11 protein-coding genes and 1 tRNA gene are annotated in these 18,687 nt (G+C 61.7%); 7 read left to right on the top strand and 5 right to left on the bottom strand.

What is annotated here, in order from left to right; translation table 11 throughout:
- Positions 1–16: 16 nt before the first annotated feature.
- Positions 17–1,216: a methionine adenosyltransferase gene (gene metK / locus JQK15_RS18100; protein WP_214866697.1), complete on the top strand. Its 1,200-nt coding sequence runs from the start codon at positions 17–19 to the stop codon at positions 1,214–1,216.
- A gap of 201 nt (positions 1,217–1,417) precedes the next feature.
- A complete protein-coding gene (locus tag JQK15_RS18095) occupies positions 1,418–3,619 on the top strand; it encodes a DUF3141 domain-containing protein (protein ID WP_214866696.1) in 2,202 nt (733 codons plus the stop codon).
- Positions 3,620–3,997: 378 nt separating this feature from the next.
- On the opposite strand, the gene JQK15_RS18090 is transcribed toward JQK15_RS18095, so the two are convergent.
- Together JQK15_RS18090 and JQK15_RS18085 are read right to left on the bottom strand one after the other, a co-directional pair.
- Positions 3,998–4,944, bottom strand: a protein-coding gene (locus JQK15_RS18090; RefSeq protein WP_103727307.1) for an IS630 family transposase whose coding sequence is annotated in 2 segments (ribosomal slippage) — positions 3,998–4,608 and positions 4,608–4,944 — 948 coding nt in all. Because the reading frame shifts where the segments join, the coding sequence is not laid out codon by codon here.
- Positions 4,945–5,248: 304 nt separating this feature from the next.
- Positions 5,249–6,439: a calcium-binding protein gene (locus JQK15_RS18085; protein WP_214866695.1), complete on the bottom strand. Its 1,191-nt coding sequence runs from the start codon at positions 6,437–6,439 to the stop codon at positions 5,249–5,251.
- Between the two features lie 289 nt (positions 6,440–6,728).
- Between JQK15_RS18085 and trmB the strand changes: the two genes are divergently transcribed.
- Positions 6,729–7,424: a tRNA (guanine(46)-N(7))-methyltransferase TrmB gene (trmB, locus tag JQK15_RS18080; protein WP_169860371.1), complete on the top strand. Its 696-nt coding sequence runs from the start codon at positions 6,729–6,731 to the stop codon at positions 7,422–7,424.
- A gap of 424 nt (positions 7,425–7,848) precedes the next feature.
- Here the strand turns inward: trmB and JQK15_RS18075 are convergent, their stop codons facing one another.
- Positions 7,849–8,751 (bottom strand): LysR family transcriptional regulator, encoded by a 903-nt coding sequence (locus JQK15_RS18075; protein WP_169860370.1) that lies wholly within the window; start codon positions 8,749–8,751, stop codon positions 7,849–7,851.
- A 94-nt stretch (positions 8,752–8,845) separates the two neighbouring features.
- Here JQK15_RS18075 and JQK15_RS18070 point away from each other — a divergent pair, with 94 nt between their 5' ends.
- The 4 genes from JQK15_RS18070 to JQK15_RS18055 all read left to right on the top strand — a co-directional run bounded on the left by JQK15_RS18070 (position 8,846) and on the right by JQK15_RS18055 (position 17,070).
- A complete protein-coding gene (locus JQK15_RS18070) occupies positions 8,846–9,724 on the top strand; it encodes an oxidoreductase (RefSeq protein WP_214866694.1) in 879 nt (292 codons plus the stop codon).
- Between the two features lie 456 nt (positions 9,725–10,180).
- Positions 10,181–12,979 (top strand): bifunctional diguanylate cyclase/phosphodiesterase, encoded by a 2,799-nt coding sequence (locus tag JQK15_RS18065; protein ID WP_214866693.1) that lies wholly within the window; start codon positions 10,181–10,183, stop codon positions 12,977–12,979.
- A gap of 309 nt (positions 12,980–13,288) precedes the next feature.
- Positions 13,289–15,955, top strand: a complete 2,667-nt coding sequence (locus JQK15_RS18060; RefSeq protein WP_251007844.1) for a TonB-dependent receptor — start codon at positions 13,289–13,291, stop codon at positions 15,953–15,955.
- Positions 15,955–17,070, top strand: coding sequence for a Ca2+-dependent phosphoinositide-specific phospholipase C (locus JQK15_RS18055; protein WP_214866692.1), 1,116 nt, complete (start codon positions 15,955–15,957; stop codon positions 17,068–17,070). Before JQK15_RS18060 ends, JQK15_RS18055 begins: the two co-directional genes overlap by 1 nt.
- Positions 17,071–17,496: 426 nt before the next feature.
- Here the strand turns inward: JQK15_RS18055 and JQK15_RS18050 are convergent.
- Both JQK15_RS18050 and JQK15_RS18045 read right to left on the bottom strand, forming a co-directional pair.
- A tRNA-Ile gene (locus JQK15_RS18050) sits at positions 17,497–17,572 on the bottom strand.
- 26 nt (positions 17,573–17,598) lie between these two features.
- Positions 17,599–18,639: a polysaccharide deacetylase family protein gene (locus JQK15_RS18045; RefSeq protein WP_214866691.1), complete on the bottom strand. Its 1,041-nt coding sequence runs from the start codon at positions 18,637–18,639 to the stop codon at positions 17,599–17,601.
- Positions 18,640–18,687: the final 48 nt, after the last annotated feature.

The raw sequence follows: 18,687 nt of genomic DNA, 5'->3' as shown, positions 1-18,687 counted from the left end.
ACCTTACGGGAGTCTCATGCGTAACCAATTCCTCTTCACCTCGGAATCCGTTTCCGAAGGCCACCCCGACAAGGTCGCGGACCAGATTTCCGACTCGATCGTCGACCTGTTCCTGTCCAAGGATCCCGAAGCGCGCATCGCGTGCGAAACCCTGACCACGACCCAGCTCGTCGTCCTGGCCGGCGAAATCCGCTGCAAGGGTGTCTATGAAAATGGCGCCTGGGCACCGGGCGCACAGGAAGAGATCGAAGCGACCGTCCGCGCGACCGTGAAGCGCATCGGTTACGAGCAGGACGGCTTCCACTGGGAGACCTTCCGCTTCGAAAACAACCTGCACGGCCAGTCGGCCCACATCGCGCAGGGCGTCGATGAAAGCGGCAACAAGGACGAAGGCGCCGGCGACCAGGGCATCATGTTCGGCTATGCGTCGGACGAAACCCCCGACCTCATGCCCGCCACCCTCTATTATTCCCACAAGATCCTGGAACGCATGGCCGCTGACCGCCATGGCAAGGTCGTTCCCTTCCTGGAACCCGATGCCAAGAGCCAGGTGACGCTCGAATATATCGATGAAAAGCCGGTCCGCGCGACCGCGCTGGTCGTGTCGACCCAGCATGCCGCCGGCATGGACAATGACGACAGCCGCGCCGAACTGCGCGCTTACGTCAAGGGCGTTATGGCCGATGTCCTGCCCGAAGGCTGGCTGCCGGGCGACGAAGCCATCTATGTCAACCCGACCGGCCTGTTCGAAATCGGCGGCCCCGACGGCGACGCCGGCCTCACCGGCCGCAAGATCATCGTCGACACCTATGGCGGCGCTTCGCCCCATGGCGGCGGCGCTTTCTCGGGCAAGGATCCGACCAAGGTCGACCGTTCGGCTGCCTATATCACCCGTTACCTCGCGAAGAACATCGTCGCCGCCGGGCTCGCCCGTCGCTGCACGATCCAGCTCAGCTACGCCATCGGCGTCGCCGAACCGCTCTCGCTCTATGTCGACCTGCACGGCACTGGCACCGTCGAAGCCTCGGCGATCGAAGCCGTGCTGCCGACCCTGGTGCGCCTGACGCCCAAGGGCATCCGCACCCATCTCGGCCTCAACAAGCCGATCTACCAGAAGACCGCCGCCTACGGCCATTTCGGCCGCACGCCCGACGGCGACTATTTCCCCTGGGAAAAGACCGATCTGGTTGACGCGCTCAAGGCGAAGCTGGCCTGAGGCCTGCGGTCTGACGACCAATAGCAAGGGGCGCGGAGAGCTATGCTTTCCGCGCCCTTTTCGCATGTCCGTCACAAGTTGTTACCGGCCTGTCGAAATAAGACGATTTTCCATCGCATTGTCATGACTCGGAGTTATGATGCAGTGCGGTCAGGAATGGGGGTCCGCCGCGACGTCTGAACGCGTTTCGGAAGGCCAGCCATGCCCAGGACGACCAGCGAACCCACAACATCCACCGCTTCCATCCCGCTTTGGCCGCCGCTCGACTGGTTCGGCCAGGCCTTCGACTATGGCGTCGACGCGCTGCAACGCGCCATCCTGTTCGCCGACGTCAAGCGCCAGCGCGGCGACCAGTATAAGGCGCATCTGGCCGAACGCGTGCCCCATGTGCTGAATTTCGATGGCGAGATCATCCTGTCCGGCGCCGACCTGCCCCGGCCGGTCAATTATGGCCTGGTCCGCATCACCCCGCCAGAGGGCCTGCCGGTCGATCCCGCCAAGCGCCCGGTCATTGTCGTCGATCCGCGCGCCGGTCATGGCCCCGGCATTGGCGGCTTCAAGCCCGACAGCGAGATCGGCGCCGCCCTGCGCGAAGGCCACCCCTGTTATTTCATCGGCTTCACTCCCAATCCGGTTCCGGGCCAGACGGTGGAGGATGTGATGCGGGCGGAGGCCGCCTTCGTCGCCCATGTCGGCGAACTCCACCCTTCCGCCGACGGCAAGCCGGTGGTGATCGGCAATTGCCAGGCCGGCTGGCAGATATTGATGACCGCCGCGGTCTGGCCCGAGCTGTTCGGCCCGATCATCGTCGCCGGCGCCCCGCTCTCCTATTGGGCGGGCGACAATGTCATGCGCTATGGCGGCGGCCTGATGGGCGGCAGCAGGGCGACGGCGATGACCGGCGACATGGGCGCCGGCCGCTTCGACGGCGCCTGGCTGGTGCAGAATTTCGAAAATCTCGACCCCGCCAACACGCTCTGGAAAAAGGATTACACCCTTTACTCCAAGGTCGATACCGAAGCCCCACGCTATCTCGGCTTCGAGAAATATTGGGGTGGCTATGTCTATCTCAACGATGTCGAGATGCAGTATATCGTAGACAATCTCTTCATCGGCAACCGGCTCGCTACCGCCCAGCTACTGACTTCGGATGGCATCCGCATCGACCTACGCAACATCCGCTCGCCGATCCTGGTCTTCTGCTCGCATGGCGACAATATCACCCCGCCGCCGCAGGCCTTGGGCTGGATCACCGATCTCTATCGCAACGACGCCGAGATCGTAAGCCATGACCAGACGATCATCTATGCCACCCATGACAGTATCGGCCATCTCGGCATCTTCGTCTCGGCCAGCGTCGGGCGCAAGGAGCATCGCGAATTCGTCAGCGCCATCGACCTGATCGACGTGCTGCCCGCCGGCCTCTATCAGGCGACGGTGCAACAGGATCCCGACGGTGCCCTGCCCGGCGCGGTCGATGATGACGGCCAGTATCTGGCGATACAGCGGCGCGGCATCGCCGATGTCCAGGCAATCGTGCAGCAGGATTTCGACAGCGAACGGCGCTTCGTCGCCGCCCGCCGTGCGTCGGAAGCCAATCTGGAGCTGTATCGCCGCTTCGCCCAGCCGCTGGTGCAGGCGATGGCCAGCCCGCAACTGGCCGACTGGCTGGCGCAATGGCACCCGATGCGCCTGTCCTACAGCTGGTCGAGCGACCATCCCATGGCGCAACTGGTCGAGGGCTGGGCCGGGGTCGTGCGCGACAATCGGCGCCCGGTCGCCCCGGACAATGGCTTCCTGGCCGGCCAGACCATGGTGTCGAACATGATGGTCGGCGCGCTCGACGCCTATCGGGATGCCCGCGACAGGCTCCAGGCACTCAGCTTCGATACGATCTATGGCGCGCCGCTGGTTCAGGCCGCCATGGGCGTCGCCCCGCAGGATGGCCGCCCGCCCCGCCATCACCCCGGCGACACGCCGGAACATCGCACCTTCGTTGCCGAGGAAATGGCCCATCTCAGCGCCGAACTGCACGAAGGCGGCCTGCTGGAGGCGCAGTTGCGGGCGATCTTCCATGTGCTGCGCACACGCGAACAGACCGACGCCCGCCGGTTCGAGGAGGCACGCCGGCTGCATATCGACATGCTCCCCGCGGGCATGACGCTGCCGCTGTTCCGCACGCTGGTGCGCGAGCAGGCCAAGCTGCTGCGCCATGATCCCGATGGCGCGATTGCCGGCATTCCCGAACTGCTCGCCCGCGTCGATCCCGATGCAGTCCGCGCCGGCGGGCAAAAGCTTGCCGCATTGTTCGACCGGGACGAAGGGCTGACACAGGAGGAAGCTGCCCGGCTGGGCGCCATGCTCGACCTGTTCAATGCTGCGGCCGATGCCGACCGTGGCTGAGCCATCCTGTCCGGAACATGACGAAAAGTTCATTGGCCTGCACCTGCGGAACCGCGCATAGAGAGGGCGTCGGGCTCGCACCCCTGTCGAGCCCGGCACCCTCCACCCAGGGCAACGCCATGACCCGTCCTCTTGCTACCGCCTTCATCAGCCTTGCATTTCTGGTTGGCAGTGCCGCTCCTGCACTGGCAGCTCCCTGCAAGGATGCGAAGGGCAAGTTCGTCAAATGTCCGCCAAAGGCGCCCCCCAAAAAGGGCCCCTGCAAGGACGCCAAGGGTCGCTTCGCCAAGTGCAAGTGACCTGACGAACTGGACAGACCGGTCGGGCCTTGCCTCCCGGCCAGCCTTCGGGTCGCACCACGGCTAGAGCGGTTTCCATTCATTCCGGTTCATAGCCGCATGATTTGAAGTAGTTTGCACATTCGTCGGGCTTGAAGATATCGACGAGCCTGCCGATCAGGTCCCACAGGCCGCTGACGGTGCGCTCTCCTGCCTTGCGGAGCATGGCCTTGAGCCGGGAGAAGGCCTTTTCGATTGGATTGAAGTCCGGGCTGTATGGCGGGAGGAAGCGCAGGGTCGCGCCGGCAGCTTCGATCCTTTCCTTCACGGCGGCCCGTTTGTGGCTCGAGAGGTTGTCCATGATGACCACGTCGCCGGGACGCAGTTCGGGCACCAGCACCTGGGCGACATAGGCTTCGAACCAGTCGCCGTTGATCGGCCCGTCCAGCACCATCGGCGCGACCATGCCATCCATGCGCAGGCCCGCGACCAGCGTGGTGGTCTTGCGGTGGCCGTGCGGGAAGCCCATCCGCAGCCGCTCGCCCTTCCGGCAGCGGCCATGGCTGCGGGTCATGTTGGTGGCGGTCCACGTCTCGTCGATGAAGACGAGGCGTTCGGGTTCGAGGTCGATCTGGCCGTCGAACCAATGCTGCCGTTGCCTCAGGACGTCGGGACGGTCCTGCTCGATCGCGTGACCGGTCTTTTTTTGCGCGTGATCCCGTGACGCACGAAGAAGCGATGCACCGTGCCGATACCGACCGGGGCCCCACGCTCGATCAGCCGCGCCTGAACCTCGACCAAGGTCATGTCGCCCTGCTCGGCGATCAGTTCCCGAATGAAGCCGCCGTGCGCTTCGATCTTACCTGAATGCCGGTCACCGCCGCGCGGCTTGGCAACGGCCCGGCCATGCTCCAACGCAAGCCGTCGCCAGCGGATCGCGCTCGACACGCTGACCCCGAAGCGGGCCGCTGCCGCATGGCAACTCAGCCCACCATCAATCGCTGCGACAACTCGGTCCCGAAGATCCTGTGATAGCGTTCGTGCCATCCATGCTGGCCTCCTGCCACCAGCAGGAAGGCTGAATCACAACGGCGCCGCGAAGGGAATCCCTGACGAGTCAGATCGTGTGGAAACCGCTCTAGCCAGCTTCAAGGGCCATCCTGCCGCTCTCCCCTGTTCGGCATCCCATGGCCCTTGTCCTCTGTCCCTTCCCCCACCCCACTGCATGAAAGGTGGCGGGAAGGGATAGATAGTCCGATGCTAGACCACCCAGAAATCGGTATTGGCGAGCGTCAGCCCCGGCGACAGCGTCGCGAACTGCACCGCCTCGCCCACCCCCGAACCATCGGCGTCATAGAATAGGCCGCCCGTCGCACCATCGGATGCGATCGTCCGCGTTGCTCGCCATGCCGCCCGACGCGAAGCTGCCCTCTGACAATGCCCCCGGCGCGAGCGCAGCAAAGGCTGTCCCGACCAGATCGATCCGGTCCTCGCCCACGACAAAATCGGTGATCGTCACCAGATTTCCCATGCCCGGCGTCCGATCGAAACCGAAAATATCCCGGCCCGCGCCGCCGGTCAGCACGTCATGCCCGCCAAAGCCGCGCAGGATATTGTCGCCCGCATTGCCCTGCAGCACATTGTCCAATGCATTACCGTTGAGATTGAGCGATCGCCCGCCGACCAGCCGCACATTCTCGACATCCGCCATGCTTAACAGGTCGATCGAGCGCGAACTCACGATCAGATCATTGCCCTCGCCCGGCGCCTCGATCACCACATCGCCGATAGTGTCGACCCAATATTGGTCGTCACCGCCCCGCCCCACCATCCGGTCCGCGCCGGCCAGTCCGCTCAGGATATTATTTCCATTGTCGCCCGTCAGATCATCGTTGAACGCCGATCCCCGGATATTCTCGAAACCGCTGACCTGGTCGAACCCCGAGCCGCCCGTATCCTGGTAGAGCTTCGTCCCCAGCGTCACCCGAACGCCGGCCACCGCATGCGCATAGCTGAGCGTATCGTTGCCACTTCCGCCATCAAGGACATCGTCACCCGCGCCTCCTTCGACCAAGTCATTCCCGTCGCCGGCGTACAGATCATCATGGCCGCCCAAGCCATATAGAATGTCGTTCCCCGTCCCCGTTGACAGGCGATCACTGCGCTCTGCACCAGTCACAACATTATTGCCACCGCTTGCCCAGAACTGCAGGCGTTCAAAGTTGACGAACGTCACGTCCTTCTCGTCAATCCGATTAATCACGCCGGGCGTCGCATCGAGGGCAAATATGACACCCTCGCTGCTGGAAGAAGCATAACTGATGCTATCCGGCCCGCCGCCGCCGTCAACGAACAGTGGGACACCATCCGTATCCCCCTCAACTGTCAGAAAATCATCTGCCTCGCCCAGCACGAGACTTATGCCTTCGATATTCGTATATTTCTGTACTGCGCGAGAATAATAGGGACTATTTCCATATCCAAAATCTATCGAACTGAACCACATATTGGGTAGCTCATGCCGATAGAGATAGATGACCACACGCTTGAAGCAGACTGATCAAATGCGATTCGATCGTAACCATTCCGGCCGTCGAAGAAATTATACTCGTAAGTGATGCCGATCCCGAAAATATCATCGTCCGCGCTGCCTATATAGTCAGCCATCGATCCGCCTCCCAGGCAATTTCACAAGCTTCGTCTTCGAAGCGAATCAAATTTGCGACCCTGGATGGATGGAGTTGATCCCCCATAATCGGATCAGTGTCAAAATCGCGACAGCAAGCGCTGCGGCTTGCTCCATCGGCCCGCCCCCGCTATCGGCCCACCCCATGACCGCGCATAAATCGGGCGACCCGACCACCCTCAACCGCCTTTACGGCCGCCAGTCCGGCCCCAAGCTCCGCAAGGGCCAGCAGGAGTTGGTCGACACGCTGTTGCCCGCCGTTTCCGTGCCGGCCGAAGGCGACGTCACCGCCGCCGACCTGTTCGGCTATGACCGCCCGCTCCATTTCGAGATCGGCTTCGGCGGCGGCGAGCATATGGCCTATCGCGCCGACATGCTGCCCGACCATGGCTTCATCGGCTGCGAGCCGTTCCTGAACGGCGTGGTCCAGGCGCTCGGCCATATCCGCGACGGCGCGCTCGGCAACGTCCGGCTGCACATGGGTGACGCGCTCGATGTACTGTCGCGCATCCCCGACGGATCGCTCAGCTTCGTCTATCTGCTCCATCCCGATCCCTGGCCCAAGGCCCGCCATGCCAAGCGCCGGATGATGAACCCCGGCCCGGTCGAGATGATCGCCAGGAAGCTCAAGCCCGGCGGCGAGTTCCGCTTCGGCACCGATCATCCGGTCTATCTGCGCTGGGCGCTGATGGTCATGAACGGCCATCCCGAATTCGACTGGCTGGCGAGCGATCCCAAGGATTTCCTGACCCGTCCGGGCGGCTGGCCCGAAACCCGCTACGAGGCCAAGGCCCGGCGCCTGGGCCATGAGGTCTGGTATTTCCGGTACCGGCGCATCTAGTGGTCCGATTCCGACATTCGATACCGTTTGCGGCGATGTCGCGCTCGAATGTCAGAATCTTTTCGGACCGCTAGAATTTTTGATTCTCGCGGATTTTACGATTTTGACATTTGCAGACCCATCCCCGCCGACGGGGGATGCACATGTCAAAATCAATCCACTAGGCAAAGACCCGAGAAAATTAGAGATATTCAAGATAGTTAAATCTACCACCGTGCGAAGCGATGGCCGGAATTTTCCGCAACGGTGATTATTTTCGTGGCGCCTGAAATCTTGCCATCGCCACCGGAAAGTCAGCAAGCGAATGCGAGGTCCACGCCTCTCTGGGCAGGTTGCCGCTTTCAAAGGGACGAGGGCCTGCAGGTTTTTGGTCGATAATCGCAGCCGGCGTACGAACACGGGAACCGCTCTGACGCGGCCCCATTTACCATCGCTGCAAGCGAACAAAGTCCACGAAAGCCCGCAAGGGCGCCGGCAAATAACGGCGCCCGGAATAATAGAGCCGGGGACCAGAGAAGGTCTGGCACCAGTCGTCGAGAACGGATTGGAGCGCCCCGCTCTCGATATGCGGCTTGAGCCAATCCTCGAACAGATGCACAATTCCAAGGCCAGCCACGGCAGCATCGATAAGCAATTCGCACGCCAGACCAGGCTGCACCACCAGCGGCCCGGTCGGATCGACAACGAGAATTTCTCCCTCTCTCTCGAATTCCCATCCCGGCATGGCTCCGCCGGAAAAACGGCCGCGCAGGCAATTATGGCCCAACAGTTGCTGTGGGTGCGAGGGGCGCCCATGATGATCGAAATAGGCTGAAGATCCAGCTGTAACCAACCGCTGCGTCGCTGGGCCGATGGGGATCGCGATCATGTCCTGTTCAAGCCGCTCCTCATAACGGATCCCGGCATCCGCACCGGATTTCAATATGTCGACAAACCCATCCTCTACCGTCACCTCCACTCGAATATCGGGATAGACCCGAAGGAATGATGGGAGGATCGATGGGAGCACGGTGCGGGCGACATTAGCTGGAACATTCAGGCGCAATGTTCCAGCGGGTCTGTCACGGAAGATGTTGACGACATCGAGCGCGTCGCGGATTTCCGAAAGGGCCGGCGACAGCCGCTCGAATAGCCGCGCGCCCGCTTCGGTCAGGGCCATGCTGCGCGTCGTGCGGTGGAGGAGACGAACGCCTAGCCGGGCCTCCAGCCGCCTGAGCGCGTCGCTCATCCCAGATGCCGAGGTGCCCGAAATACGGGCTGCATCTCGGAAGCCTCCTGCCCGCACTACTTCCACGAAGGTGGCAAGATCATCGAGTTCCGTCGCCATTGTTCGATTATCCGTACAGCCTGTTCTGATTACTACGACTTATCGTTCGCTGGCCACAAGCCCATATCGCGGTCTCCAAATGAGGAGACAGGACATGATGGATCTTCGCAAAGCCGGCACCTTCAAGCTGGGCGATCATCTCGTGAACCGCATGGGCTATGGCGCGATGCAACTGGCTGGGCCTGGCGTCTTTGGCCCGCCCAAGGATCGCGATGCCGCCGTCGCGGTTCTGCGCGCGGCAGTTGCGGCGGGCGTGAACCATATCGACACAAGCGATTTCTACGGCCCTCATGTGACCAACCAGATCATCCACGATGCGCTTCATCCCTATAGCGACGATCTCCTGATCGTGACCAAGGTGGGCGCGATCCGCGGCAAGGACGCCTCATGGCTGCCGGCACAAAGTGCCGCCGAATTGCAGCAGGGCGTCGAAGACAATCTGCGAAACCTTGGCCGCGACACTCTCGACCTGGTCAACATGCGCATTATGGGCGACATCCACGCGCCGTCGGAAGGGTCGATCGAGGCGCAGATCGTCGCCCTTGCACAGCTGCGCGAGAAAGGACTGGTTCGACATATCGGCCTCAGCAACGTGACAGAGAGCCAGGTTGCGGAGGCCCAGCGCATCGTCCCGATCGCGTGCGTCCAGAACCAGTATAATCTGGCGCACCGCGCGGATGACGCGCTGATCGACAGCTTGACGAGCCAGGGCATCGCCTATGTCCCATTTTTTCCGCTCGGAGGCTTTTCGCCCATCCAATCGCAGGCATTGGCCCATTTGGCGGATCGCCTGGGCGCTACGTCGATGCAGCTGGCGCTTGCATGGCTGTTGGCGCGCGCACCGAACATGCTGTTGATCCCCGGCACGTCCAATGTCGCGCATCTGACCGAGAATTTGGCAGCAGTGGAGCTGGATCTGTCGCAGGAGGTCAAGGCCGCACTCGAAGCCATTGCGTTCGATCCGGCCCACTGAACCTCGATGATGGGCGCATTCCCGACTGCGGAATGCGCCCTCCGCCTCCCCCCCCCTGTCTTTCGAAATCGCACAGCCTGCGGTTCGATGCGCCTGGTATGGGCGCGAACGGTTCGTCTGCCGCTATTCTCAAATGACATGGGGCTGACACTCAATCGGCGGAACGCAGCCATTCTCCTTGCGGCCAGTGCCGGGCATCCAGAGCAGCATAGCGAGTTGGCCGCGACCTGGACCGGAAAATCGGTGACTGAATGGCCGTAAAGGGGCGTTAAAAGATGACCGGAATTCCCCCACGCCTTCCCGCAGCGGAAAATAACATCGCTGTCTTTTCCAGATATCCGCATGCGATCAAGAACTTGTGACGCGACAGGATCTGCAAAATACATAATTTTTCGGGTCATTAACTTCGACTAAAGGCGCGCATGCCAGAGGGGTGTGGTTAAGGGATCCAGCCTCATGTTCGATATCTATTTCTGCATCCGAGACGATCACGATCTTCGCCTCGTCGCGGCTGCAGGGCTAATTTGCGCCATATCCGCGATAGCGATTGTCCTGTTTCTGCGGCGCGCCCGGGATACGAAAAATATCGATCATATACGCTGGGCAATCGCGTCGGGAGGCGTTGGCGGCTTCGGGGTATGGTCGACGCACTTCACCGCCATGATGGGATATGACCCGGGCATAATACTCGGCTATGCGCTCGTTCCCACAATATTGTCGCTTCTGACGGTCGTGAGCGCGCTCACCCTGGCACATATGATTGCCTTGCGATCCTCTGCCCTCAACGCCCGCATTCTGGCGGGCCTAGTGGTTGCACTGGGTATCGCCTCGATGCATTATCTGGGCATCTACGCCATCAGGATCGATGCCGATTTCCGGTGGTCGCAACCGATGGTGATCGCATCCATCCTGCTCATAACCGCTCCAGCACCGCTTGCCTTTCATTTCGCCCTCGACCGGCGTGGATACGCGACCGGGGTGCTCGCGGCCTTGTCCATACTCACCGGCATATTGTCGCTCCATTTTGCCGGCATGGCTGCGCTATCCCTGCGCCCCAACCGTCTTGAGGAAACCGGAGGGCTTCTTCTTTCCACTCCGCAAATGGGCTTGGCCGTCGCCATTGTTGCATTGGGCGTCCTGACCGTCAGCATCATGGCGGCACTGTCGAGCGCACGACTGCATGCTGCCGTCGGGGCTAGCGAGCGCGAGTTCAAGGTTCTTGTCCAAGGCATCAGCGATTGCGCAATCTATATGCTGGACCGGGACGGTCGCGTCGCTTCATGGAATGCCGGCGCACAGCGCCTGAAGGGCTATAGCAGCACCGAAGCCATGGGGTTGGAACTGTCCTCCTTCTACTCCGAAGAGGATCGATCGGCGGGCCTGCCGAGACGCGGCATAGAAACAGCGCGGCAAGATGGTAAATTCAATGCGGAAGGCTGGCGCTATCGCAAAGACGGCAGCCGATTTTGGGCTCATGTGACGATCGAGTCCGTCTTTGACGAAACAGGACTCTTCCGTGGCTTCGCCAAGATCACGCGCGATATGACCCGAATGAGGGAAGATCAATTGCGGTTGGAGGAGACGCGGTCAAAACTCGACGTCGCCCTGTCCAACATGCATCAAGGCCTCTGCCTCTTCGACCAAAATGGGCAACTGACATTGGCAAATGACAGGGTGAGCACGCTGTTCGACGTCTCTCACGAGCAATGCCCGCCTGGAACCGCTTTCGAGGAACTTGTTCGGATTGCGGTAGCCAAGCGCACCGGAGGCGCGGTCGCCGCAGAGGCACTGGAAGAAACTCTGGCCCGGCACCGGGCCTGTATCGAAAATCCGGATGGCGGCGTTCTGATTGCTGATTTTGCGGATGGCTCGACCTTTTCCATTGCCCATCATGCGCTGCCAGATGGTGGCTGGGTGTCCACCTTCGACGATATCACGGATCGTCGTCGGGCGGAGCAACGCATCGAACATATGGCACTGCATGACGAACTGACGGGTCTGCCGAACAGATCGAGCTATAATGATAGTCTCGATCTCGCGCTCAGCCAGGCAAGTCGAAATGGCGGAAAGGTCGCCGTGATCGGCATCGACCTTGATCGCTTCAAGGAAGTGAACGATGTGCATGGCCATTCAACGGGCGATGCAGTCCTGCAGGAACTGGCTCGACGCATGCTAGGCCAATTGGGCCGAGGCGAGGTCGTCGCCCGCTTCGGCGGCGATGAGTTTGCCGCGTTCAAATCGTTTGAAAATGACGATGCCCTGGACAATTTCATCTCCCGCCTGGAACGCTGCCTGGTCGAGAAGATCGAAATGGATGGCCTCTCCATCCATCCTGGCGCAAGCCTTGGCATCGCCATTTTCCCAACGGACGGCTCCCGCCGAGAGCCATTGGTGAACAATGCCGATCTCGCCATGTACCGAGCAAAAGCGACTATTGGTCGTCAGGTCTGCTTCTACGAACAGGGCATGGACGAGGCCGCGCGCGCCCGCCGCACGCTCGCCAATGATCTGCGCGAGGCTGTCGCACGCGACGAGTTCAGTTTGGCATATCAGGTCCAGAAATTGGTCTCCACCGAGGCCGTGGTCGGATATGAGGCGCTGTTGCGCTGGCAGCATCCACGCGATGGCTGGATCTCGCCGGCGGAATTCATCCCGATTGCCGAGGAAAGCGGGGAAATTCTGGCCATTGGCGAATGGGTTCTGCGCCAGGCGTGCCGTGATGCCGCCAACTGGCCTGAACCCTGGCGTGTGGCGGTCAACCTGTCGCCGGTACAACTCATGCATGTCGATCTCATCCAGATTGTCACATCGGCACTTCTGGAGAGCGGGTTGCCGGCGCATCGATTGGAACTGGAGATAACCGAAACCGCCCTTGTCAGTGACAAGGCCCGTGCCCTGCATATTCTGCGTCAAATCAAGGCGATTGGCGTTTCCATCGCGATGGACGATTTCGGCACCGGCTATTCGTCGCTCGATACGCTCAACTCCTTCCCCTTCGACAAGATCAAGATCGACCGTTCCTTCCTGCTGGATTCGGAAACCAGCCATCAGGCTCGGGCGATCATTCGTGCGGTCCTTGCGCTGGGACATAGCCTTGAAGTGCCAGTTTTGGCCGAAGGACTGGAAACCGAGGATCAGCTTCGGCTCCTTCGCACCGAAGGATGCGATGAAGCGCAAGGCTATCTATGGGGAAGGCCTACCATGAGCCCTAGCCTGGAACCCGAGCGCGCGCCCCTGAAAATCGAGGCTGCCTGACACCATCCACGACGCGCTGTCACGCCGCCTAATGAGCACAACCGGATTACCGCGCCGTTTTCCCACAAGGAACCGATAGGATCGGATCTTATCCGACCTTTCACACAACCAGTGCAATAGCCGACGGTCGACTGATCGCAGGCGCAAACGAGCGTGGATCGGCAGCATCTGGTCGTTCCGTGACAGGATTCCAGGACAGGAACGATCGAGCGGCGGAAAATTCAAGATGAAATATACGCGCCACAATATTGCAATAACAACGATCTAACCGCGCCCCGTCGGCCTTGGAGCCTTGGGGAGAACCACCACATGTCACGTTCATCGCGCATGCTTTGCGCGCCGCTTCCGCTCGCCATTTTTGCGCTGCTCCTGTCGTCGCCGGTCCAGGCGCAGAGCGTCGCACCGGCCGCCGATCAGGCTGCTCCTGCCGATGGGCAGGACGATGGTGCAATCGTCGTCACCGGCACCTATGCCCGCAGCCTGGCGGCCGCGACCGAGACGAAGCGCAAGGCCGCCTATGGCGTCGATTCCATCGCGTCGACCGACATCGGCAAGTTCCCGACCCAGAATGTCGCCGAAGCGCTGCAGCTTATCACCGGTGTCGCGATCACCCGTCCGCGCGGCGAAGGCCTTTATGTCAGCGTCCGTGGCCTTGGCCCGCAATTCCAGAGCACGCTGGTCAACGGTCGCACCGTCGCGATCAACGACCTCATCGAAAATGGCGGCGCAGCAGGGCGCCAGTTCCGTTTCGAGATGCTGCCGGCCGAATTCGTGTCGCAGATCGACGTCGTGAAGACGCCGACCGCCGACATGACCGAGGGGGCGCTGGGCGGCAATATCGACGTCAAGACCTTCCACCCGCTGGACGTGGGCAACAAGACCACGGTCAATCTGCGCGGCACCTATACCAGCATGACCGACAAGGTGCGGCCGAACGCCACCGTGCTGACCAGCTTCAAGACCAGGGACGATCAGTTCGGCTTCCTGGTCGGCGCCCAATATTGGGCCAAGTCGGTGCGCAACGACCGTTTCTACAATACCGGCTGGAACCTGAACAAATTCGTACAGCCTGCCAATCCGGTTGCGGGCGCCGAATATCTGCCGACCGGCTATTATACGCCGACCCGCACCCGTCCCACGATCGAAACCGAAGACCGCAAGCGTCTTTCAGGCCTGATCTCGGCCCAGTGGCGCCCTTCGGACGAACTGGAAACCACGCTGGACGTGTCGCTGACGCGGCTGGACGTCGAATATGACGAGTTCGGTCTCGACATCTATCCCGACGATCCGGGCACCTATCTGGTGCCGGGGTCGGTGACGCTGGACGGCAATACGGTCACCAAGGCGACGATCAACAATGTCCGCTTCATGGCCTCGCGCGAATATAGCCTCAACCGCCACGACCTGATCAATGTCGGCCTGAAGCAGGTATGGAATCCGGGCGACTGGCATGTTTCGGCCAATGCCAACTGGTCCTATGCCCATAGCTTCCACCCCAGCTATGCCGAAGGCACGGTGCGCAGCCGCATGCAGATCATCGCGCCGCTGACCTATGACGCGTCGGGCGGGTACAAGGTCGCGCCGACGCTCAGCACGCCGGTCGACGTCAGCAATCCGGCCAATTACATCTATTATCCGTTCAACATCGCCCCCAAGAACAGCAAGGACTGGGACACTTATGCCCGCCTTGACGTGGGCCACGACCTCAACGGCTTCATCACCAAGATCCAGGCCGGTGGCGAATATCATTGGCGCAAGCGCGACTATTGGCGTCGCGACTTCACCGTGAACATCACCGGCAACCCGCCGATCTCGCAGGTCGTGCCGGGTGGCTATGAAGCGCTGCCCTTCGATGATGCCTTCTCGAACATTCCGGGCAATTTCCCGCGCAACTGGGCAACGCCCATCACCAGCGCCTTCTATGACACGCTGTTCACCGACGCGATCGCCAACGCGCCGCTGACGGCGGGCGACATGCGCGCTTCCTATGTCGTCACGGAAAAGATCCTTGGTGGCTATGTCCGCGCGGATTATGGTTTCGATCTCGGCAGCGTGGGCATCACCGGCAATGTCGGCCTGCGCTATGTCCACACCGACCAGGTGGCGAGCGGCACGCTGACGCTGGGCACCACGCCGACCCCGGCGAGCTTCCCCAAGACGTTCAACAACTGGCTGCCCAGCTTCAACCTGCGCGCCGAACTGACGCCCAGCCTGATCGGCCGTCTGGCGGCCAGCCGGGTGCTGACCCGCCCGAACATGACCCAAACAGCGCCGCAGATCAGCGTGTCGACCGATGCGCCGACCGCGAGCGGTGGCAACCCGGACCTCAAGCCGTTCCTGGCGACGCAGTTCGACGGTTCGCTGGAATGGTATTTCCGTCCCAATGCGTCGCTGACCGGCGCGCTCTTCTACAAGAAGATGGACGATTATATCACCGCGCAGAACGTCAATACCGAGATTCCGGGGCGTGGCACGGTGCTGCTGAGCACCCAGGTCAATGGCGGCACGGCCAAGGTCTATGGCATCGAGGCGGCCTATAACCAGGTGTTCGATTTCCTGCCGGCCCCGTTCGATGGCCTGGGGTTCCAGGCGTCCTACACCCATACCGAAGTGGAATCGAACTATACCGCCGGTGCGCGGCCGATCGTCGATCAGTTGATCGGCCTGTCGAAGGACAGCTACAATCTTGTCGGTTTCTACGACAAGGGACCGATTTCGGCGCGCCTGTCCTATGTTTGGCGCGGCGAATATCTGTCCGGCAATGGCAGCACGACCCAGACCGAATCCTATGTGGCGCCGTTCGGATCGCTCGACGGCAACCTGTCCATCCGGGTGCTGCCCAAGACGCTGGTCAGCCTGGAGGCGATCAACCTCGCCGGGGCCAGGGCCTATTCCTACAATGGCATCAAGGAGCGGTTCAACGAGATCCAATATTATGGCCGCACCTTCCTGTTCGGCATCCGGACCGAATTCTGATGCGCGGGGTCGGACCAGCCATCGCTCTTGCCACCGCCGCGCTGACCCTGGTCGGCGCGGCGGCCCCCCGGGCCATGAACGATATCCAGGTGGTGGGATCGCATAACAGCTTCAAGGCGCGCATACCCGCGGCGGTCATGGCCAGGATCAGGGCGATCGAGCCGCGGCTCGCCGATGGGCTGGACTATTATCATCTGCCGCTCACCCAGCAGCTGGATGCCGGCGTTCGCCAGCTTGAACTCGACATCTTCGCCGACCCGCAGGGCGGTCGCTATGCCGACCCCAAGGGCGAGCAATGGGCGCGGGAGGCCGGCGAACAGACCGGGTTCGACCGCCAGGCGATGCTGAAGCCGGGCTTCAAGACGTTCCACATTCCCGATGTCGACTATCTCAGCACCTGCCCGGCGCTGGTCCAATGCCTGGCCGAGGTCGATCGCTGGTCACGCGCGCACCCCGATCACCTGCCGATCATGATCACCATCAATGCGGCCGACACGCCGTCGAACCGACCGGGGATCAGCAATCCGATCGGACTGGACGACAAGGGGATGCTGGATGCGCTCGATGCCGAAATCCGATCCGTCCTACCGGGCAAGCGGCTCATCACGCCCGATGAGGTGCGCGGCAAGGCCAGGACGCTGCGCGATGCCGTGCGCACCCATGGATGGCCCAGCCTGGATGCCGCGCGAGGCCGCATCTACATCATGCTCGACGTGCGCGATGCGGTCTCCAATGTCTATCGCGATGGCCATCCCTCGCTGGCGGGGCGGGCGATGTTCGGCTGGTATCCCGACGATCAGCCCGAATCCGCGATCCAGATCGTGCAGGATCCGCTGGTCGATGGCGCCAAGATCAGCGCATGGGTGAAGCAGGGCGTCATCGTGCGCACGCGGACCGATGCCAATACGGTGGAGGCACGTGTCGGCGATTATCGCAAGGCACAGGCGGCCATGGACAGCGGCGCCCAGGCGGTCAGCACGGACTATTATCCCGGAGCGCCCGATCCGTTGCGCAGAGGCTTTTCGGTGACGCTGCCGGAAGGCGCAATGGCGCGGTGCAATCCGGTCCGCATTGCGGCGGGGTGCGCGGCCCTACCTTGCGTTTGCGCTGACTGATTTATCACCTTCGGTGTCGCGCATAGACTCATGATGCCCGGCGTCCTAGACAAATTTGAGCCAGTATCTGGCGGTGGCGCAGTTGATCTTGCGGTGGCCGCGCATGCGCTCGATGCGGCTGCGTTGCTTGTAGAGCACCCCGTTCATGCTCGACTTTCACTGGCAAACAGCGCGTCGGATTTGAGGATTTCTTCGAGATGAGCCGTTTGGCTTCCTCTTTATCCTTAGCCCACAGGAACAGCATGATTTCATGCTTACCGAGGGTGGCGCGCTTTTTATCGGGCACAATCCGCCGAAAATAAGAAACTGCGCCGCCATTAGCGAAATAGGACTGGATACTTCGATAACTGTTACAGATGTAACAGACGTCCGCAAAAAGTCCTTATCTTTCAACGAATTCCAAGCCTTTCAACAGCTTGGAGACAATGGTGGGCCCGGCAGGACTCGAACCCGCAACCTAGCCGTTATGAGCGGCCAGCTCTAACCATTGAGCTACAGGCCCCACCTTGAACGCGGCGATAAGGAGCATCAGGCGGCTTGGCAAGCCTTCGCACGCGCAGGAATGGCATCCAGCAACTGATCCAGGCTGACCGCCGCCACGCCGCGCCGCGCCAGATGGCTCAGCACCCTATCCCACCAGCCGTAAAAGGCGGTGCGATCGGACTCGTCACGGACATAGGGCGTGTGTCCCGGCTCCAGTGTGGGCGAATGGAAACTGAAATTGAGGACGCGCACGCCTTCCTCGATCAGCGCGTCGATCGCCGCCGTCGCTTCGGCTGCGGTGATGCCTTCGGGCGTCAGCGGTACGCGCGAGAGCATCCGCGCCCGCGAAAGTGCGCCGGCCAGCGGCCCCATCGCCTGGGTCGCGCGATAAAGCCCCTCGCCGCCGCCCCGCAACAAGCCGGTAAAGGCGGTCGACAGCGGAAGCTCTACGAGCGACCGTGTCGGCCCCGCCCAATAGGGATTTTGCGGCAGGCCATGGAAATCGGGGCCATGTTGATGGCTGTAATCGAACCGACTGCGCACCGATGTATCGAGGCGAAAGCCTGCCGCCTCCAGCAGCCGCGCACTGTTGGGGCCGACGCCATAGCGCCCCGCCCGATAGGCGATCGGCCGCTGACCAAAGCGATCCTCGATCCGCCGGCACAGCGCCTCCAGCTTGGCTGCCTCCACCGCCTCGGGCAGCGAACCGACATAGGAATTGGCGGCGTTCACATCCTCCACATGGGGCGGATTGACCCAGGGGTGGAGATGCGCGCCGACATCGGCCTCGCCCGCTGCCACCCACGCCCCCATCATTCCGGCGGCCGCATCACTGTCCACCACCGGATAGTCGGTCACATAGACGGGCTTGACCCCGGCCGCAGCGAAATAGGCTTGGCCGCGCGCCATGCCGGCCAGCGCCGTCACGCCATGGCCTTCCCGGCGGAACGGCGCGTTCCAGTCGAACTCCTCCTCGGTATCGACGAACAGCATGAAACGGGTGCCGAACGCGGCCGGAAGCGCAATCATATCCTCGGGCAGCGGCGCCCGAAGCAGATTGCCGTCATGATGATGAGCTGATTGCATCGCCCTTCCCTATCCCGCAATGGTTGCGATAGGGTTTCGTTCCGGTCA

This window comes from Sphingobium sp. BHU LFT2 (assembly GCF_018604485.1).
GTDB classification, from domain to species: domain Bacteria; phylum Pseudomonadota; class Alphaproteobacteria; order Sphingomonadales; family Sphingomonadaceae; genus Sphingobium; species Sphingobium yanoikuyae_A.
This window is presented reverse-complemented; position numbering and strand designations above follow the sequence as displayed.